This is a genomic window from Serratia sp. 22264 (genome assembly GCF_052045345.1).
GTDB lineage: Bacteria > Pseudomonadota > Gammaproteobacteria > Enterobacterales > Enterobacteriaceae > Serratia > Serratia plymuthica.
This window is the reverse complement of sequence record NZ_JBQEOY010000004.1, coordinates 245,413-265,084: the sequence shown is the minus strand read 5'-3', so window position 1 is coordinate 265,084 and position 19,672 is coordinate 245,413. Positions and strand designations below refer to the sequence as shown.

The following is a 19,672-nucleotide window of genomic DNA, read 5'->3' as shown; positions in this document are numbered from 1 at the left end:
TATAAGTCAAACACCACATCCCGGCAAAGATACCGTGCGGAACCTCTGTAATTATCGTTTCTTAACCTGCGCTTTTTTTAACAAAAAGCACACAGATTGCACGCCGAGCATTTAATTAGCGTACTTATATTTAGCAACAAAATCTGCATTGCCAACGGGATTGATGAGAGGGTGTTGAAAAGAATGGAGTAACCAAGGCTCAGCACTACGCCGGCCTTGGTTATTCAGAGATAAATCGCGGAAGGATCAGGCAAGGTTGCTGCGTGGACGGCTGGCATACAAATAGAACAGCACCGCTACGATACTGCACAGCGCCATGGAAGAGACCATCGGCCAGGCGCTCTTGCCTGGCGCCATCGACAGTACCGCCCCGACCAGAGCGCCGATGCTGAAACGCAGCGTACCGGCCAACGAGGACGCCGTACCCGCCATATGCGGGAAATCATCCAGGATCACCGCCATGGCGTTGGACGAAATCATGGCGATGCAGCCCAGATAAACCGCCACACCAAGCACCAGCGCCCAGAAGCCCAGGCCGATGGCGCTCACCGCCAGCAACCACAGCCCCATCGCCAACTGAACCAGCAGCCCCAGGCGGAACATGTTGATCGCCCCCCGCCGCCGTACGTTGCGGCTATTAACCAAAGTCGTCAGGAACAAAAACACGATATTCAGCGCAAAGTAGTAACCAAAATGCTGCGGCGAAACGTTATTCAATTCGATATACACGAACGGCCCGGCGCTGAGGAACGAGAACATGCCGGCGAACGAGAAGGCGCTGGCCAACATATAACTCAGCACGCGCTTGTGGCGGAACAGCGAAGCGAAATTGCCCAACGTGGTGCGCAGATGGAATTTCTGCCGCCGCTCTTTCGGCAGCGTCTCTTTAATAAAGAACGCCACCAGCAGCGAACCGATCAGCGCCGCTGCGCCCATGGTCCAGAAAATCGCATGCCAGCTGAACCACAGCAGCAGCGCACCGCCGATCATCGGCGCCAGCAAGGGCGCAATGGTCATCACCAGGATGACAAACGACATCATGCGCGAAAATTCGTCCTTGGTGAACATATCGCGCATCAGGGCATTAATCACCACGCTGGCCGCCGCCGCCGACAGACCGTGCAGGAAACGCAGGTTGATCAACTGCTCGATCGACTGCGCCATGGCGCAAGCGCCGCCGGCAATGGCGAAGATCAGCGTCCCCCACAGGATCACCGGCTTGCGCCCTATGCTGTCCGACATCGGCCCATAGAACAGCTGCCCCAGGGCAAAACCGAGCATATAGGCGCTGAGCGTCATCTGCACGCTGCCCGACTCGACGCCGAACTGCTTGGCTATCACCGGCATACTGGGCAGATACATGTCGATAGCCAGCGGCATCAGCATGGAAAGCAGGCCCAGAATAAAAATCAAACCGAGGTGAGATGACCGGTTCTGTTGCACGTTCAACGACTCCTTAATCAGCCGCAGCCGTTAGTCCTGCAAATGTGGTGCGCCCACGCTGGCGATTTCTTCTTCAGTCAGCGGGCGGTATTCGCCCGGAGCCAAATCCTCATCCATTACGATGGCGCCAATCCGCTCGCGGTGCAGTTCGACAACCCGGTTGCCAACCGCCGCGAACATGCGTTTCACCTGGTGATAGCGCCCTTCGCTGATGGTCAAACGCACCAGAGTGTCTTCAATTTTTTCCAGCTGCGCCGGACGGGTCAGATCTTTTTCATTATGCAACTGCACGCCTTCGGCAAACTGCTGTGCGGTATCTTCCGCCAGCGGATGCTCCAGCGTGACCAGATAGGTTTTCTCACAATGATGTTTCGGTGAGGTGACGCGGTGCGACCACTGCCCGTCGTCAGTCATCAGCACCAGGCCAGTGGTGTCGATATCCAGCCGACCGGCGGCATGCAGTTTATAAGCGACCGGCTCATCGAGGAAATACAGCACCGTCGGGTGATCGGGATCGTCCGTAGAGCAAACGTACCCCTGAGGCTTGTTGAGCATGAAATAGCGTGGGCCGCTCAGCTGTTGCAGCGGGTTGCCGTCAAACGCCACCTCCTGCTCCGGGGTCAGTTTGACAGCCCCGCTCTTCACCACTTCACCGTCCACGGTGACGCGTTTTGCCCGAAGTTCACGCGCTACCAGCGCGCGGCTAACACCTAACTGCTGAGATAAAAACTTGTCCAGTCGCATTGAATCTGCTTTGCCTGTCGTTGTTATGATCGCATTGATCGTATTGCTAAAATATGACGCCCGCCGTTGCACCAGGTGCAACAGGGCAGGTTCGGAGAGGGGGAAACAGCGATTACTGTGACAGGAGTATAGCGGCGGAAACGGCCCCCTGACAGAGGTAATTTCCACGCTTCTCGCACCGCATGCGCTCACAAGGCATAATAATAGAAATTTTTTAGCCGCCTGAGGAGTAAAATGTCACTGTTTCTGTGGGTTCAGATGTTGCAAAACATGTTCCCGGCGGCCCATTTCAACCAACGGCGTTAATTCATGGCCTTTACTCTACGCCCCTACCAACTGGAAGCGGTCGAAGCCACCATCAAACATTTCCGCCAGCACTCTCAACCGGCGCTGATTGTGCTGCCGACCGGTGCAGGCAAAAGTCTGGTGATCGCCGAACTGGCGAAGCGCGCACGCGGCCGGGTATTGGTGCTGGCCCACGTGAAAGAGCTGGTGGCGCAAAACCACGCCAAATACTGCGCCTACGGGCTGGAGGCGGATATCTTTGCCGCCGGGCTGCAGCAAAAAGACAGCGCCGGCAAAGTGGTGTTCGGCAGCGTACAGTCCGTGGCGCGTAATCTGTCGTTGTTCGACGGCGCATTTTCCCTGCTGATTATCGACGAGTGCCACCGCATCAGCGACGACGATGACAGCCAGTACCAGCAAATTATTCAGCATCTGCAAAAATCCAACCCGCAGTTGCGGCTGTTGGGACTGACCGCCACGCCTTACCGGCTGGGTAAAGGCTGGATTTATCAGTATCACTACCACGGCTTTACCCGCGGCGATGCCGGTAGCCTGTTTCGCGACTGCATTTATGAACTGCCGCTGCGCTACATGATCAAGCACGGTTATCTGGTGCCGCCGGAACGGCTCGACATGCCGATTGTGCAGTACGATTTCAGCCGCCTGGAGGCCAGAAGCAACGGCCTGTTCAGTGAGGTAGACCTCAACCGCGAGCTGAAACAGCAAAATCGCATCACGCCGCACATCATCAGCCAGATCGTCGAATATGCCGAAACTCGCAAAGGGGTGATGATTTTCGCCTCCACCGTTGAGCATGCTCGTGAGATCCACGGCCTGCTGCCGGCCGGTGAGGCCGCGCTGGTCAGCGCCGAAACGCCGGCCGCCGAACGGGATGCGTTGATTGAGGCGTTCAAACAACAACGACTGCGCTATCTGGTCAACGTGGCGGTGTTGACCACCGGCTTTGACGCGCCGCATGTCGATCTGATCGCCATTTTGCGCCCCACCGAATCCGTCAGCCTTTATCAGCAAATCGTCGGCCGCGGGCTGCGGCTGGCTCCCGGCAAAGAGGATTGCCTGATCCTCGACTACGCCGGCAACCCGCATGACCTGTTTACGCCTGAGGTGGGCGTCAGCAAACCGCACAGCGACAGCCAGCCGGTACAGGTATTCTGCCCCGGCTGCGGCTTCGCCAACCTGTTCTGGGGAAAATGCACCGAAAATGGCGACATCATCGAGCATTACGGCCGCCGCTGCCAGGGCTGGCTGGAAGACGATGATGGCCATCGCGAACAGTGCGACTACCGCTTTCGTTTCAAGAGTTGCCCGCACTGTGGCGCAGAAAACGACATTGCTGCGCGCCGCTGTCACCAGTGCCAGGAAGTGCTGGTCGATCCCGACGATATGCTGAAAGAGGCGCTGAAACTGAAGGACGCATTGGTTCTGCGCTGCGGCGGTATGGAGTTGCAAAGCGGACGCGATGAAAAAGGCGAGTGGCTGAAGGCCACCTATTACGATGAAGACGGCACCAGCACCAGCGAGCGTTTCCGCCTGCAAACGCCGGCGCAGCGCAAAGCCTTCGAGATGCTGTTTCTGCGCCCGCATCAACGCGCCCCGGGGGTACCGTTCAGTTGGCAAACCGCAGCCGACGTGCTGGCCCAACAGACTCTGTTGCGTCATCCGGATTTTGTCGTGGCGCGCAAACGTGGGCAATTCTGGCAGGTACGGGAAAAAGTGTTCGATTATCAAGGCCGCTTCCGCCGGGCCAACGAGCTGTATTGATGCCCGCATCGCGCAGATTCGGGAGGTTTCCATTGCCCTGCCGACGGCTTTCCGTTAAAATGCCGCCCGCTTTAGCTGGGTTCGCCCGGTGCTAAAGTGGTTTATCGAACCTGTTACTGGGTCGCCTTAACAGGGTAAATTTTCTTTTAAGAGAAAAAACAATGTTCACTATCAATGTACAAGTACGTAAAGACCAGGGTAAGGGTGCGAGCCGCCGCCTGCGTGCAGCTAACAAATTCCCAGCTATCGTTTACGGTGGCGAAGAAGCTGCAGTTTCCATCGAATTAGACCATGATTCTGTAAAGAACATGGAAGCTAAACCAGAATTCTACAGCGAAGCAGTAACTCTGGTTATCGACGGTAAAGAAACCAAAGTTAAGGTTCAGGCTGTACAGCGTCACCCGTTCAAGCCAAAACTGACCCACATCGACTTCGTTCGCGCGTAATCGCAACGTATTCGAGCTTTTCGGGACGCCGAAGTAGAAAACGCCGCAATTGCGGCGTTTTTTATTGTCTGCGATTCGGCAAACGTTACTTGTTGCCGCCGTTTAACCGGCGTTGCAGCTGATCGCGCAGGTTCGGCGGCGTGCCCTTAATCGTCAGCGTATCCGTTGCCGCATCCCAGAACACCCGTTCCCCCAACAGCATGGCGTCAAAATTCATGCTGATGCCGCCGCCGCTGCCGGCGAACTTGGTCAACTGGCGCAGAGTGCCGCGATCGGCCGGGAAGCTGTCTTCCAGTTGATAGCCCTGTTCGCTGGAAAATTGCAGGAAATCTTTCTCGCCCACCGGCGCGATCTCTTTCGACAGCTCCTGCAGCTCGATTTCTTCGCCGGCCTGCAGCTGTTCGTTGCAATAGCTGTAAACCTGCTGGCGCACCGACTGGCGCTCATTTTTATCCAACTGGGCGTCGGCGCAATAGTCGTCAACCGCCTGCAGCAAGCCCCGGTTCTGCGCTTTGGTGTCCAGCCCTTCGGCCGCCGCCAGGAAATCCATAAAGAAATCGGACACCTTGCGCCCCACCCGGCCTTTCAGGAAGGTCAGGTAACGGGTGGACTCCGGGTTGGTTTCCCATTCGGTCAGATCGATGCGCGCCACGATATCGGCGTGGTTGATGTCCAGATAATGGGTGGTGTTGATATCCAGCTCTTCGTTAACGCGCGAACTGTTGCGGCTGTTGAGCACCGCAATCAGCAAGTACTCTGTCGACAGGTAGCGGTACTGGCCGAACAGCACCACGCCGCCTTCGGCAAACGGGTACTTGCCCAGCTCATCGCGCAGACGGCCGGTTGCCGCGCGACTGAAAGCCAGAAAATCCTTATCGTCCTTGCGGCAGGTGCGCAGCGCATCCGCCAGCTCACTGCCTTCATTGAACAGGCCATAAGCCTTGCTCTTGGCACTGTAGACACGATGCAGTTCCTCCATCATCTCTTCCACCGCCGCATTGGTGGGAAGAAGAGAGTCGCGCAGCACCACGTCCAGCGTTTGTTCGTCGCGTTTTACCAACTGGTGCAGAGCGATCTGGTCGATATCCAGACTCATGATAAATCCTCCTGTTCTTTGAGCGCGTATTCAAGCACCGAAGGCTTCGCCCTGCAACTGTAAAGCGGGATCGGCAAACGATCGTTACCTTAACGGCTACCACGCTATAAAAGAGCGGAAAATCACGGCTCTATACGGTAAGATATGGGACTTTGTCAGGCTTTGAGCGCAATTTTTATGCCACAATCATCCCGTTACAGTGACGAACACGTTGAACAACTGCTCTCTGAGCTGGTCAATGTTCTGGAAAAACACCATACTCCCACCGATCTTTCTCTGATGGTGCTGGGCAACATGGTAACTAATCTGATCAACACCAGCGTTGCTCCCGCGCAGCGGAAGACGTTGGCAAGATCGTTTGCAGAAGCTCTGCAAGCTTCTATTCGTGAAGACAAAGCGCATTAATAATTAATTATGGTGACAAACCGTCAGCGTTATCGTGAAAAAGTCTCCCAGATGATTAGCTGGGGGCACTGGTTCGCCTTATTCAATATTCTGCTCGCCCTCGGGCTGGGCAGCCGCTATCTGTTTGTCACCGACTGGCCCTCCTCCCTGTTGGGCCGGGTTTATGCCCTGGTCAGCTTGCTGGGGCATTTCAGCTTTATCGTTTTCGCCGGCTACCTGTTGGTGATATTCCCGCTGACCTTTGTGGTGATGTCACAGCGGCTGCTGCGGCTTATTTCCGCCGCGCTGGCCACGACCGGGCTAACGCTGTTGCTGGTAGACAGCGAAGTGTTCACGCATTTCCACCTTCACCTTAACCCGGTGGTGTGGGAACTGGTGGTCAACCCGGATCAAAGCGAGCTGGCGCGCGACTGGCAACTGATGTTCATCTGCGTGCCCGTTATCTTCCTGGTGGAGATGTTGTTTGGCACCTGGAGCTGGCAAAAGCTTCGCAGCCTGAACCGCCAACACTTTGGCAAGCCGTTGGCCGTGCTGTTCATCAGCGCCTTTTTTGCCTCGCACCTGATTTATATCTGGGCCGACGCCAATTTCTATCGCCCGATCACCATGCAGCGAGCCAACCTGCCGCTTTCTTACCCCATGACCGCACGTAAATTCCTTGAGAAACACGGCCTGCTCGATCCACAAGAGTATGAGCGCCGTTTGGTGCAGCAGGGTAATCCGGAGGCCGTAGCGGTGGAATATCCACTCAACGATCTCAGCTACAACGACAAAGGCAGCGGCTATAACCTGTTGATGATCGTCGTAGATGGCGTTCGCGCCCAGGATATGACAAAGGATATGCCTGCCCTCACCCGCTTTGCGCAGGAAAACGTTCGCTTCAGCGATCACTACAGTTCGGGCAATCATGCGGATACCGGCCTGTTTGGCCTGTTCTACGGTATTTCGCCGACCTATTTGGACAGCATTCTCGCCGCGCGCAAACCTTCTGCCCTGGTGAACGCACTTAGCGCCCAGGGTTATCAGTTTGGCCTGTTCTCGTCCGACGGCTTTAACGCCAGCCTATATCGTCAGGCACTATTGACCGACTTCTCGCTGCCGACGCCAAGCAGGCAAAACGATGCAGTCACCACTCAACAATGGCAGAATTGGCTGGCCGATCAGAACAACAAGGCTCCGTGGTTCTCCTACATCAACTTCCGTGGCGCTGAACCGGCAGCCAATGAAAAAACGCCGGCCCCGGCTGACTTTATTCAACGTTACCGCGCCGGTGCGCAGGATGTGGATACGCAGATTGCGGAGGTGCTCAGCACGCTGAAAGCCCGTGGCGTTCTGGATAAAACGGTCGTGGTGATTACCGCAGAGCACGGCATTGAATTTAATGACAGCGGCAAAGGCTACTGGGGTGCTGGCAGCAGTTATAACCAACAGCAGCTGCAAGTGCCGCTGGTTATCCACTGGCCGGGTACGCCAGCTCAGACCATCAATAAGCTGACCGGCCATAACGATGTGATGCGCACGCTGATGCAGCGTTTACTGCACGTTAAAACGGCCCCTAACGATTACTCGCAAGGTGAAGACCTGTTCACCGCACAGCGCAAGAACAATTGGGTCGCCACCGGTGATAACAACCTGTTGATCATCACTACGCCAACACAAACCCTGGTGCTGGACGGCAATGGCACTTATCGCGCGTACGATAAAAACGACAAAGAAATAAAAGACGAGAAACCGCAGCTTACCCTGCTGTTGCAGGTGCTGACTGACGTTAAACGCTTCATTGCCAACTAACTGCTTAAAATACAAGCAATCAGGCTCTGCTACTCTTGCATTGATTTTGGTTAAGGGTAGTATAACTTGCCATAGCGTCGGCATGTAGCGCAGCTTGGTAGCGCACCGTCATGGGGTGTCGGGGGTCGGAGGTTCAAATCCTCTCATGCCGACCAAACATCCTTAAAGAAACCAACCCTTTGCGGTTGGTTTTTTTATATCTCAATGGGAGTTGAAAGCATTAAAGAGAAATAATTCAAAGTGTTAATAATATAAGTGTCACCCTAATTGTATCCCAATAAACCTATTCCCTCCCCATATCAATACTCCAATATAAGGATATTCTTAAACTCCCTCTTCCGCTGCCCTCGCCTATCGCAAAGTAAAAATAAAAATCAATAATAATCAAACACTAGCGAAAGAAAAAACATTATAAATAAAAGAGGGTATCACCCTGGAAATAAACACAAATATTAACCGGCCGCGCGTAAACAAAAATCCCGCTTTTGTACTATATTTTTTAGGATTTATTCATACTTAAGGGAACTCTATTTATGAACGTTTTATTATATCAAAAACATGCCGCCGGGATTTTTTTTGCCACGCTAGGCCGTAAACCTGCGTTTAAAGACGTCGAGTATTTTGCCAAAAAACTGATGGCCGGAATGAGCTCCGCTGAATTAGCCACCTGGATTATCAAAGGTCCGGAAGGCCAAAAACACTATGGCACAATGAATAACGAACAAAAAATAACGTTTATTTATCAGAATGTTAATTCAGTTCCCCCAACTCAAGAACAGCTACAACCGCTACTGACACAGCTCAATGGCGGGAAAGCGCTCGGCAATATTGCACAAGATGTGTTTAACACGCTTGATAGCTATAAGGGCACTGACAGCACCACACTGGAACATCAGCACGCTCAACAAGAAACTATCAACCAGTCGCTCTACCCGGCGTTTAATGGCACTCCGCAGCAGCACTCCGGAGCAGAGGACGTTTCTGCACTGTTTTATGCCCTGGGCTCCATCGCCAGCAGCAGCGGCATCAACTACTGGGGAAGTGTCATCAGCACTGGCAAAAATACCTTTGCTGAAGTTGCTCAGAAATTCGTTAATGTCAAAGCGGACAAATTCGGCGGGCTTAATGACAGCGACTTTATCAAAACCATCTACGCGCAAACCCACAAACGACCGCCTGCAGAGGGCGACATTAATCATTACCTCGACATTATCAATAATAACAGCGGCACCCGGGGTGATGTAGTCGCCGCCATCATCAATGATCTACGGTCTTCCACCGCACCTGCAGATAGCGTGGCCCAGCAGCAACTGGCCAAAATTGAGCATGTATATTCCCCTGGGGAACTACCCGCAGCCGAATACCAGGAGCAAGTCGCTTCAATCTACATGACTCTGGCAGGCCGCGGGATCGATGCCTCTGGCTTGGAAACCTGGAGCAAAATGTTAGCCAGCGGTACCAGCAATTATGATTTACTGAAGCTTCTGTCTAAAAATGCAGAGTTCAGCCATGCATCCAACTATGAAAAAGTCTATTACCAGCTGCATGGCACACAACATAAACTCACCACAGTGGAATCTCAGGCCATCTTACTGCGGGCTGGCAATGACAAGTTAAAGGCTACGCTGCTGGTGATCGACTACTTCCGCAATGGCGAAAGCCTGATTGGCAGCAATTACCCGGTTTCTAGCCAAAAAGTGTTTGAGTATGAAAACGCGCTGGGCACATCGCTCGGTTATAAAACTGCGCCAATGTTGGACACCAGCGCAAACGGGGGGAATCCATCGGGGACGGTGAACTCCGGTCATTATCACCAACTGACTAATGCTGAACTGTCGATGTTCAGCACCTTGACGCTCAATGTGATACATGACGCCACTGTTGATCTAAGCCTGGCTGCGAATGTCAAAGTCATCACGCTAACCGGGAGTCACGCGGGAAACAGCATTACTCTGGGTTCGCTGGCCAACCATGGCAAAGATATTGTTCTGTCCATCGATCAGACCAACCTGTCCAGCTTCAGCGGCGATATCATGCTGGGTAAAGAGAATGACACCATTGTTTTCGCCAAAGGTCTCGATCTCAGCACGCTAAATGCAAAAATCACGCTGGGAGGTGGCACCGATAGGCTTGATTGGCAAGGTAACTCGGTGGATGGCAGCTCAAATAAAGTCAGCAGCGATTTATATGCCGTCTTTTCCGAGGGGATCCTCAACGCCAATTTCATTACCAAAACGGTCAATTTGACCACAGCTGGGGACGGCAGCCTTTCAGGCGTCATCAGCACCAACCTGAAAAACTTCAGCAACTATGCCTATATCGACTTAACCAACTACCGCGGCACCGGCGATATTTATCTTGATGGCACGCTGGCCGGCACCGATGGCACAAATGTCTTCGATTCCGGGCTCCTTGTGGGCAGAGCCACCATCCACAACCCGAATTTCTCGCAGGTGAAAAACCTGACGCAGGCAGACGTGTTCGCCAGCCCCAACCTGCTGCTGTCAGGAAAAGTGGATAATTTGCACATTATTAATACATTGACTGACGGCACGCTGATCATCGACAAGGATCTGACTGCAGCCAGTAATCTGATGCTCGAATCAGAACACCGCTCTTATGAAGCACTTCAAGTTGACGCCTATACCATTGACATTATGAGGGATCTTAATGTCGGAACCGGTGCCGCACCCAACTATGGTTTTACCTATAACGTTGGCACCATCGGTTATATCACCAACTACGGCAATAAAGAGCAGCAAGTCAAGTTTACTATCTCGGTCCACTCGGTTAATACCATCGTCACCCTATCGGGTGGCCATAATAATGTAACGAATATTGATGTCAGCAGCATAGGTGCGTTTTGGCATAACTTTACTATCGACTTGCATGTGAAAGCAGATTTCAGCGACTCGCTGGAAACGGTAGGCCACTCGCTAGAAAATGCTCTTAATTTCCCGCAAATGAGCCTGAAGCTAACAATGGATATCGGTGGCTCAGGTGGTGGAGATTTTTACGCTAACCTCAAATCCTTACAAAACGGTGAACGTTTCGACAGTTTGACCACACAGTTGGCGGGCAAGCAGTTGACGGCTAATGGTGGAAATGGCGACGATACATTCAATGTCGTTGGCAATACCACGGTGAACGGGGTTGAGGGTAGTGATAAAGTCATTTTCGCCCATAGTACCGTCGACAGTATGGTAAAAATCGCTACCCAATATATTAGCAGCACCAAGATTGAAGCAGGGGATGCGAACCATCATTGGACCTTCTCCAAACAGGCGGAAAAACAGATGGCCGTTTATGGGGATTACAGCAGCAGTGCGGCGTTGAATACCCTGTTTGACTCTGTCGATACCGCCGCCGGCAACTCGGCTCAATCACTGTTCAGCGCCCTGCTAAGCAAAGCTACTGGCGGTACCAGTGAAAATGCACTGTCAGAAGTTGGCGCCCTGAAGTTGAGTAATAGCCTGTACGTGGTGATAGATAAGAACAACAATCACACTTTTGACGATCAGGATATCGTGTTCTCACTCGGCAACCACGATCTCTACCAGACGGTCGTCGAGACACACTACTCCTCTCCACAAGTGATTCTGAACGCCGTCTCTGCTGCTCCTGCAGAAGAAGCATTTGCCTGATGTCATTACCCAAACGGGCAATTAACCCACTGCAAGTCGTTACGAAGATTAATAGGGATGATTAACAAATGAATGAGATCATTTTGCATTTGGATCCGGAAACAGAATCTGTAAGGTTAACCGACATTGATAATACCAAGGTAATCGTCAGCCAAGATTCAGATCTGAGTATTTCCAAAGCCTATATAAAAATTGGCGCCGGCTTCAATATGCTCACCTGGAGCGGCAACGCCATAGCCGGCGGGAGCAATAGCGTGAGCGGTAACTTCCGCGCAGTCGGCTCGGCGGAGTATGGATCAGGAAACACCTCAATACTTTCCGCCAACTTTATTACCAAAGACATCTATATTACGACGGGCGCAGGCGGCAGCCAATCTGCATCCATCACGACCAACGCCAGTAATTTTGAGTTCTTTAACTACATCGATCTGGCGGGATATACCGGTAGTGGGCGTATATTTGTTGATGGGCAACAAGAGGCAACAGAAGGCGAACACGCCTTTGATTTTGGCGTGATGCAAAGTAACGCCATTATCTACAACACGGCTTATAGCAACGTAAGCAACATCACTCAGCCCTCGACGACATTGACTACCCCTACAAGTTTTGCACTGACGGGATATGCAGACAACGTCCATTTGTATAACGCAAACCGCTACCTCGGTGCGGGAGATTATTTGCCGACCAGCGTCCGGGTATTTAATGACGCCACTGCGGCCAGTAAGGTTCATGTCGAACTGGCAACGTTTCGGGGAGCAAACACCGTAACCGACCTCAACATCGATATTGGCAGGGAGTTCAACCCTTATACCGATGCGGTGCCAACGCAATACAATACGCAGGCGATCAATGCAGGGACATTCGCTCTGACCAGCCACTATACTAATCGGCCGGTTAAAGAAACCCTCAAGATTTCATCTTCTTTCACCAACGCCGAATTGACGCTGTCTGGAGGCAACAATCACGTTACGGATATCAGTCTGAACGGCTTTGCCCTTGGCGGACAGAACAACTATGTTCTGAAGCTCAATATCAAATCGGACTTCAGTGACTCACTAACGCATATCTACATTGACGAGCTGAATAATCCCAATGGCAATATTGCCCCTGTCAGCGTTGATATTCATTCCGAACAAGGTGGAACCGGCGGCGGTGATTTTTACAGCACACTGGGCACCTTACAAAATAGTGGCCAATTCAGTGGCATCATCAGTGCGCTAGCCGGCAAGCAATTGTTTATCGAGGGCCAATCGCAAGATGACAGCTTCAGCGTGGTTGGCAACACGACAATCGCTGGACATGGCTCGGGGTATCAGGGCGATACTTTCAGCTTTACGCAAAGCACCATTGCCGGATCGGTCAAAATCACCGATTACAACGCGTCTGTCGATCGTATCAATGCGGGAACTGACGGTCAGCAATGGACGTTTTCATCAGCCGGTGACAAATCGTTGGTTTCCTACGGTGACTACGGTAGCTCTGCTAATCTCAATGCCCTGTTCTCCACTCTCGGAGGAGCGACGGATGCCCAATCATTATTTACCGCCGCTCTCAGTAAAGCGACCGGGAGTGCCAGTGAAAGCTCGTTGGCGGAGGTTGGTGCGATAAAACTGGGTAATTCTCTCTATGTGATTATCGATAACAACGGCAATCACAGCTTTGACAGCCAGGATATTGTCTTCTCACTGGGCAACCGAGATCTCAGCCAAACGCTCTCAGACCTGCACTATACCGCACCGCAGATCGAATTGAGCGGTTCCACGCCAGCTGCGCTACTGGACACCGTAGCGTAACAAATAAAGAAAAAGCCCCAGCATTTCTGCTGGGGCTTCTTTTATGGTGCCGGCTACCGGAATCGAACTGGTGACCTACTGATTACAAGTCAGTTGCTCTACCAACTGAGCTAAGCCGGCTAAATTTGGCGGAAGGACAGAGATTCGAACTCTGGGAGCTGTTACACTCGACGGTTTTCAAGACCGTTGCCTTAAACCACTCGGCCATCCTTCCAATGGGCGCAGATATTAACGATACCGTTATGAAATGTCTACCGTTTCATGCAAAAAAATGCAGTAAAAAGCGCGTTTGCTTAAACTTCATGCGACTGGCGGTTAAAAAATGAAAAACCCCGCCAAAGCGAGGTTTTATTGTTCAGCGCAATGGGGCTTATTTAGGCTGAGAATCGTAGTCTGAACAAGTCTGGTACCCCTTGTTCATCACATGGCCAGTGTCGCTGTAACTGACAAAATAGGTTTGCACTTTACCGTCGCGCGGCGCCACAGCGTAGGTGTCGCATGTGCCCTTCGCATTTACCAGCGTTGCAGAGGTAGACGGTGGGCCGGCAATTGCCCGCACCTGCTGTTTTGTCATCCCTACTTTTACATCACTTACCACAGGTTCCTTCACGTAACTGGCGGCCCTGTCATAAGCGGTACAGCCGGCAAGAATGGAAAATGTCGCTGCGGTGCAAACGGCTAAAACCAGCTTATTAGTCATGGCTTGTCCTCTTGACGTACGTTTGTTGTTCTCTAAGTGTAGAAGAGGAAAGGCTTTTCTACAAACGTCACTTTGTCGATAGGTGCGGTTCACTCCTCCGCGCCATCAGAAACCGTAATAGATCGCACAGTAAAAAGGCCAACAGGCTAACGCCCATCACCGGCAGGCAAACGCCCAATAGCAACGTGAGGCTGACGATCAGCAACAGCGGCCCTTTGGGCGTTTTGCGCAGCAACATAAAGGGTGAGCACAGCGGTTTACGCACTGCCCGAGTGGGCCGGCCGCGCCACCACATCAAATACCCCATCACCACCATCGCCGCCAGCCCGGCAGCGAAGGCCACCAACACCAGCTCATTTACCAGACCGAACAAGATACCCATATGCAGATCGATACCCCAGCGCGTCAATTTGGCTGCCAGCGGATACTGTTCGAACCTGACCAGATCAACGATCGCCATCGTCGCGGGATCGATTGCCACGGCATCAACCTGCGTCGGCCACCGGCGATCGATCTCCATCACCGCCCAAGCCTGGCCCGCCGCTGCCGGTTGCCTGATTTCAACCCTGTCGGCATCAATGCCTGCCGTACGTGCGACGGCCAGCGCTCTGTCATACATGGCACTGTCCTGAGGCGGCTCAGCCATTGTCATGTGCATCTTGTGGCCACGGTGTTCGGCATGCTCATCAGCAGGCAGTGCGCTCTGCCCACCCACTGCCGTAGACAGCGAGGGGGTCGCCCAGCCCAGGTGCTGTCGCAACACGCTGATATTCTCACCGGCCCACTGCGACCAGGTCAGCCCGGTGGCGGAAAAGAACAACAGGCCGATGAGCAACAGCAAGCCGCTTTTCTCATGCAACCAACGTAAACCTTTACGCCCTGGCCTCGTCTGTTTGCGCTTGCGCGCGCCCCAGAGCATCAATCCCCCGAGCGCCGCAATCCACAACCAGGACGCTGCCAGCTCGCTATAATTGCGACCAAAATCCCCCAGCAACAAACTGCGATGAAATTGATCCAGCCAGGTGCGCAGCGGCAATATGCCACTGGTGCCATAAACCGTCATTGCGCCATGCGTTTGCGCGGTCACCGGATCGACAAACACCGCCAACCGTTCAGAGGCCTTTAATCCCGCAACGTCAAACAACACACGAGTATTCTCGCCTTCGCCAGGTGACGGCCTCACCGCCGAAAGCGAAGCCTGCTGCGGTGCTGCCGCCTGAGCGGCGGTTATCTGGCGTTCTAACGGCAGCGTCGGCCCGGTGCTGTCGTTAAATAGCTGCTGGGCATACAGGCGGGACTCAATTTGCGGCGTCAATGCGTAAAATATTCCACTCACTGCGGCAATAAGTAAAAACGGCCCCACAAACAGACCAATATAGAAATGAATCCGCATCATCAACGGAATAAACCAACTGCGGGTGGTTACCTGCTGATTAATATTCTGCGCAGCCGCAGGCGACGCAGAAGTGCGTTCAGACATGATAGGTTATCCGTGGTCAAATAGAATAATGGCGAAATCTACCCGAATTATTTTCATTTAACAAACAGATTTCTTCTCTGTTTAGCTTAATTCTCATTAATGTTACAATGCGGGCACAATTACCGTCATCATCAATCATTTCTCCTCTGACTCTGGAAGACCTTCCTGGTGAAACTGTCCACTCAACATATGCGTACTCTGGCCTGGCTGGGCTTATTCGCTATGTCGATGGTTTTCATCGCGCCGTCCATCTCCTCGCATCTCTCGAAAAATAATATCAATAACAAAGAGATGACTATGGATATGCCGATGAGCGGGGAGCATGACGAGCATATGGTGATGATGAGTCATCAGCCAGAGGACAGCCCGCCCGCAGGCCACGGCATGGCGGATATGGCCTCCGGCGCCTGTTTTGACCTCTGCGGCTATTGCAGCCTGTTACATCACAACCCGCCGCTGATGGCCCTGATACCTGCGGCACCGCCCCTGCCGGTTCAATGTGCACCCCGCCTCATTCACGCTATTTACCTCGTTATTACTCTGGCCACCTTTCCATTTTATCAAACACGCGCACCACCGTTATTTCCACATCCAGTACAGCCATTTTAATTTATATGCTTATTTATTCAGGCAGGGTTTATTACGCCAAAAATAAAATAACCTAAAACGTAATTAACTTTTACTTTCCGGATTGAAATCTCTTCGATTATTTCTGCGCGCCAGGCTAGAACTGCGGCCCTATTATCAGTAAACGCGATCAGAAGCCAAAGTCACTCAGGGCCGGAATATCATCCGGTCGGCGGCCAAGCGGCCAATGGAATTGACGATCCTGTTCACGGATCGGCATATCGTTGATACAGGCATGCCGGTTAATCATCTGGCCGTCCGGATTAAACTCCCAGTTCTCGTTGCCAAAGCTGCGGTACCAGTTGCCAGAATCATCGCGCCATTCATAGGCAAACCGTACTGCGATACGCGCCCCATCGAACGCCCAAAGCTCCTTAATCAACCGGTACTCCAGCTCTTTAGCCCATTTGCGCTGCAAGAACTTGCAGACCGCCTCCCGGCCATCAACGAACTCAGCCCGATTGCGCCAATGGGTATCTACAGAATAAACCTGAGATACACGTTCAGGATCGCGGCTGTTCCAGGCATCCTCCGCCAAACGGACTTTCTCGATGGCTGATTCACGGGTAAATGGCGGTAACGGGGGTTTAATGCTCATTGTTCACCTCTGGGCTTGGGATTAAGTAGACAGGTTTGTCTACTCAATTAAGCTAGCGCATGTAGACAGAGTTGTCTACAATCAATCCGATAAATAATTTATGAGGTGCTCTGATGTCTGTTACAACCAGCATTCTGCCTGCGCGCAAGCGTATCCTGCTGACGGCGCACGATCTGTTTTACCGTGAAGGTGTACGCGCGACCGGTATCGATCGCATCATCAGCGAATCTGGCGTAACAAAAGTGACGTTTTATCGGCACTTCCCCAGCAAGAACGATCTGATCGCAGCGTTTTTAGCCTATCGCCATGAGCAGTGGCTGGCCTGGTTTAACCAATCTCTGGAACGGCATGTTGCAGAGCAGGGCAATGTGCTGTCTGCTTTAACGCCCTGTCTTGCGGAATGGTTCAACGACCCGCACTACCGCGGCTGCGCTTTTATCAATACGGCGGTGGAATTAGCGGATATGCTGCCGGAAAGTCTGAACATCGCACGGCAGCACAAAGAGCAGATGGCCGACGCAATTGCACGCCACCTGCCTGTCGGCCCGCGGCAGGAACAGCAAGCGGCAATGCTGGCGATGTTGATAGACGGGGCGATCGTCAAAGTGCAAATTGAGCAGCAACCACAACAGACATTGCTGCTGATGAGTGGAATGCTTGAGGCGTTGGCGCTAGCCTGGCTCGATCAATAATTGGCCCAGATCCCCGGCGTCACCAGCTCCAGCAGGTGGCCGTCGGGATCGTGGAAATAAATACTCTCCCCGCCGTGTTCCCAGGTCATCCGCCCTTCTATCTCTATACCATGCGCCGTCAGATGCTGTTCCCAATGCGGTAACTGTTCTTTCGCCACCGCCAGCCCGATATGCAATGGCCCGTTGCCGTCATGCGGAGGAATATACCCTTCCGGATAATGTGCCCCCTTAAGCGAGTCGCCTTCAATAAACAGCAGCAATACGCTTTGTTCGCCCACGTTGTAGGCACGAAAACGCTCGTTGGCCACCATCGCCGGCAGCTTTAACACCTGTTGGTAAAAAGTGTTGGCGCGTTCGATATCGCGCACATACAGGACCGTTTCAATAACCCGATCTATGCTGAGTTCCATACTAACCTCCTGAGGTGACTATCTATATAGGTAGAGCTTAGTCACACAAGGGGGCGGCGAAATAGCAATCCGTGCCGGGCAAATATCCATTTGTGCCTAATCGCAGGCAAAAAAAACGCGACCCGAAGGCCGCGTGGTCACCTTCACACTTTGTTGCTTAGAACTGGTAAACCAGACCCAAGGCAACCACGTTGTCGGTGTTGATGCCGGCAGCTTTGGTGAAATTGTTTTCATCCAGAAGGTTGATTTTGTAATCAACGTAGGTGGACATGTTTTTGTTGAAGTAGTAAGTCGCACCCACGTCAACATACTTCATCAAATCCTGATCGCCGTAACCTCGGTCGATGTCCTTGCCTCGCGACTGGAGGTAAGCCACGGACGGACGCAGGCCAAAGTCAAACTGGTACTGTGCAACAACTTCGACGTTTTGCGCTTTGTTGGCGTAGCCGTAAACAGTGCTGTCACTGCTGCCGAAACGGGTAGCGTTGTAAGACTGGGTGTACATCGCCGCCAGGTAAACGTTGTTGGCGTCATATTTCAGACCGCCGCTGTAGGCTTCGGCTTTATCGCCACGGCCGAGAATATTGCTGTAGTTGCCGTTGACACCATTTTGGTCGTTCGTACGATCGGAAGAGAAGTAAGCGGCTGCAGCGCTGATGCCATAGCCCAGATCGTAGGACGCAGACATGCCATAACCGTCACCGTTCTGCGCCAGCACGTCGCGGCCGTTATTGGATTCGGTCGCGCTGTCATTTTTACCCTGATATTGCAGGGCAAAGTTCAGGCCATCGACCAGGCCGAAGAAGCCGGTATTACGGTAGGTCAGCACGCCGTTGGTGCGCTGGAACATGAAGTTATCTGCCCCGTAAGTGTCACCGCCGAACTCCGGCAGAACGTCGGTCCATGCACCGATGTCATACAGTACGCCGTAATTACGGCCGTAATCCAGCGAGCCGTAGTCGCCAAATTTCAGACCGGCGAAACCGACACGGGTAAAGTTATTGTTATCTTCACTTTCCGCACGATTGAGGTTCGCCTGATATTCCCACTCGCCATAACCGGTCAGTTGATCGCTGATTTGGGTTTCGCCGCGCAGACCAAAACGCATATAAGACTGGTCGCCGTCGGAATTCTTGTTGTCGGAGAAATAGTGAAGACCATCGATTTTACCGAACAAATCCAGTTTATTTCCGTCTTTGTTGTAAATTTCCGCCGCGCCTGCAGTGCCTGCAACCAGCAGGGCGGGTACTATCAGAGAGAGTACTCGAAGTTTCATCGTTATTATCCTCATTAATTATGTCGAGCTATGGCCACTGCCCTTCTGAGCATTATTAGCACGACTGTGCATTACCATTCTGGTAACAGGGGTTATATTAATCCAGAAAGAAAATGATACCAAGTACCCAATAGTGTTTCATTGTAATTAACAAATGATTCAAAATGTAAATATGCGCGAACTTCCACAAAACATTACAGACAAAACAAATACAGCACGTAATGATAAAAAATACATTAATTAATACAAAATCATGTGGTTATACAAAAATATAAGAAAAAAAAGATAGCCATACAAAAGTGATCATCAATAAGCACATTGTGCCAAAAGCATCCCATCCAACTGGCGCTATAATTGCGCCGCTATCATCATTATTTTCATTATTACCTTCATTATCTATACGATAATTTTTATCCATTTCGACCGGCTTCTGGCCGGTTTTTTATTTCTTGATGCACCG

At 52.2% G+C, this 19,672-nt stretch carries 17 protein-coding genes and 3 tRNA genes; 9 read left to right on the top strand and 11 right to left on the bottom strand.

Annotation, left to right across the window (positions count from 1 at the left end):
• Nucleotides 1-246: 246 nt before the first annotated feature.
• Both ACTJJ1_RS16985 and rsuA read right to left on the bottom strand, forming a co-directional pair.
• Nucleotides 247-1,443 (bottom strand): Bcr/CflA family multidrug efflux MFS transporter, encoded by a 1,197-nt coding sequence (locus tag ACTJJ1_RS16985; RefSeq protein WP_122289199.1) that lies wholly within the window; start codon nt 1,441-1,443, stop codon nt 247-249.
• A 30-nt stretch (nt 1,444-1,473) separates the two neighbouring features.
• Nucleotides 1,474-2,187 carry a 16S rRNA pseudouridine(516) synthase RsuA gene (rsuA, locus tag ACTJJ1_RS16980; RefSeq protein WP_004947102.1) on the bottom strand — a complete coding sequence of 238 codons (714 nt, stop codon included), beginning with the start codon at nt 2,185-2,187 and terminating at the stop codon, nt 1,474-1,476.
• A gap of 309 nt (nt 2,188-2,496) precedes the next feature.
• On the opposite strand from rsuA, the gene ACTJJ1_RS16975 reads away from it, so the two are divergent.
• Together ACTJJ1_RS16975 and rplY are read left to right on the top strand one after the other, a co-directional pair.
• Nucleotides 2,497-4,254, top strand: coding sequence for a DEAD/DEAH box helicase (locus tag ACTJJ1_RS16975; RefSeq protein WP_004947106.1), 1,758 nt, complete (start codon nt 2,497-2,499; stop codon nt 4,252-4,254).
• A 161-nt stretch (nt 4,255-4,415) separates the two neighbouring features.
• A complete protein-coding gene (gene rplY / locus ACTJJ1_RS16970; protein WP_004947109.1) occupies nt 4,416-4,700 on the top strand; it encodes a 50S ribosomal protein L25 in 285 nt (94 codons plus the stop codon).
• Between the two features lie 85 nt (nt 4,701-4,785).
• Here the strand turns inward: rplY and yejK are convergent, their stop codons facing one another.
• Entirely contained in the window at nt 4,786-5,796 is a 1,011-nt protein-coding gene (yejK, locus tag ACTJJ1_RS16965; protein ID WP_004947114.1) for a nucleoid-associated protein YejK, read from the bottom strand.
• 177 nt (nt 5,797-5,973) lie between these two features.
• Here yejK and ACTJJ1_RS16960 point away from each other — a divergent pair, with 177 nt between their 5' ends.
• From ACTJJ1_RS16960 to ACTJJ1_RS16940, 5 genes are all read left to right on the top strand, one after another.
• Nucleotides 5,974-6,201 carry a YejL family protein gene (locus ACTJJ1_RS16960; RefSeq protein ID WP_006317912.1) on the top strand — a complete coding sequence of 76 codons (228 nt, stop codon included), beginning with the start codon at nt 5,974-5,976 and terminating at the stop codon, nt 6,199-6,201.
• A 9-nt stretch (nt 6,202-6,210) separates the two neighbouring features.
• Nucleotides 6,211-7,992: an LPS biosynthesis-modulating metalloenzyme YejM gene (gene yejM, locus ACTJJ1_RS16955; protein WP_004947119.1), complete on the top strand. Its 1,782-nt coding sequence runs from the start codon at nt 6,211-6,213 to the stop codon at nt 7,990-7,992.
• 78 nt (nt 7,993-8,070) lie between these two features.
• Nucleotides 8,071-8,147 (top strand) — tRNA-Pro (locus ACTJJ1_RS16950).
• Nucleotides 8,148-8,525: 378 nt separating this feature from the next.
• The gene (locus ACTJJ1_RS16945) at nt 8,526-11,636 is read left to right on the top strand and encodes a hypothetical protein (protein ID WP_440834580.1); all 3,111 of its coding nucleotides are present in this window, start codon (nt 8,526-8,528) and stop codon (nt 11,634-11,636) included.
• A 68-nt stretch (nt 11,637-11,704) separates the two neighbouring features.
• Nucleotides 11,705-13,429 (top strand): hypothetical protein, encoded by a 1,725-nt coding sequence (locus ACTJJ1_RS16940; RefSeq protein WP_440834578.1) that lies wholly within the window; start codon nt 11,705-11,707, stop codon nt 13,427-13,429.
• A 44-nt stretch (nt 13,430-13,473) separates the two neighbouring features.
• Here ACTJJ1_RS16940 and ACTJJ1_RS16935 read toward each other — a convergent pair.
• From ACTJJ1_RS16935 to ACTJJ1_RS16920, 4 genes are all read right to left on the bottom strand, one after another.
• Nucleotides 13,474-13,549 (bottom strand) — tRNA-Thr (locus ACTJJ1_RS16935).
• Nucleotides 13,550-13,555: 6 nt separating this feature from the next.
• Nucleotides 13,556-13,643, bottom strand: a tRNA-Ser gene (locus tag ACTJJ1_RS16930).
• A gap of 156 nt (nt 13,644-13,799) precedes the next feature.
• Nucleotides 13,800-14,129: an osmotically-inducible lipoprotein OsmE gene (gene osmE / locus ACTJJ1_RS16925; RefSeq protein WP_004947131.1), complete on the bottom strand. Its 330-nt coding sequence runs from the start codon at nt 14,127-14,129 to the stop codon at nt 13,800-13,802.
• Nucleotides 14,130-14,196: 67 nt separating this feature from the next.
• Entirely contained in the window at nt 14,197-15,609 is a 1,413-nt protein-coding gene (locus tag ACTJJ1_RS16920) for a PepSY-associated TM helix domain-containing protein (RefSeq protein WP_440834576.1), read from the bottom strand.
• A gap of 168 nt (nt 15,610-15,777) precedes the next feature.
• Here ACTJJ1_RS16920 and ACTJJ1_RS16915 point away from each other — a divergent pair, with 168 nt between their 5' ends.
• On the top strand, nt 15,778-16,218 hold the full coding sequence (locus ACTJJ1_RS16915) for a DUF2946 domain-containing protein (protein ID WP_440834574.1): 441 nt from the start codon (nt 15,778-15,780) through the stop codon (nt 16,216-16,218).
• A gap of 148 nt (nt 16,219-16,366) precedes the next feature.
• Here the strand turns inward: ACTJJ1_RS16915 and ACTJJ1_RS16910 are convergent, their stop codons facing one another.
• On the bottom strand, nt 16,367-16,834 hold the full coding sequence (locus ACTJJ1_RS16910; protein WP_004947138.1) for a nuclear transport factor 2 family protein: 468 nt from the start codon (nt 16,832-16,834) through the stop codon (nt 16,367-16,369).
• Between the two features lie 113 nt (nt 16,835-16,947).
• Between ACTJJ1_RS16910 and ACTJJ1_RS16905 the strand changes: the two genes are divergently transcribed.
• Nucleotides 16,948-17,526 carry a TetR/AcrR family transcriptional regulator gene (locus ACTJJ1_RS16905; RefSeq protein WP_440834572.1) on the top strand — a complete coding sequence of 193 codons (579 nt, stop codon included), beginning with the start codon at nt 16,948-16,950 and terminating at the stop codon, nt 17,524-17,526.
• Here the strand turns inward: ACTJJ1_RS16905 and ACTJJ1_RS16900 are convergent.
• From ACTJJ1_RS16900 to ACTJJ1_RS16890, 3 genes are all read right to left on the bottom strand, one after another.
• Nucleotides 17,520-17,936, bottom strand: coding sequence for a VOC family protein (locus ACTJJ1_RS16900; protein WP_440834570.1), 417 nt, complete (start codon nt 17,934-17,936; stop codon nt 17,520-17,522). The two genes, ACTJJ1_RS16905 and ACTJJ1_RS16900, sit on opposite strands and share 7 nt — an antisense overlap.
• A 157-nt stretch (nt 17,937-18,093) precedes the next feature.
• Complete coding sequence (locus ACTJJ1_RS16895; RefSeq protein WP_004947148.1) at nt 18,094-19,212, bottom strand: porin OmpC; 1,119 nt, start codon at nt 19,210-19,212, stop codon at nt 18,094-18,096.
• Nucleotides 19,213-19,471: 259 nt separating this feature from the next.
• Nucleotides 19,472-19,630, bottom strand: coding sequence for a hypothetical protein (locus tag ACTJJ1_RS16890; RefSeq protein ID WP_440834568.1), 159 nt, complete (start codon nt 19,628-19,630; stop codon nt 19,472-19,474).
• Between the last annotated feature and the right edge of the window lie 42 nt (nt 19,631-19,672).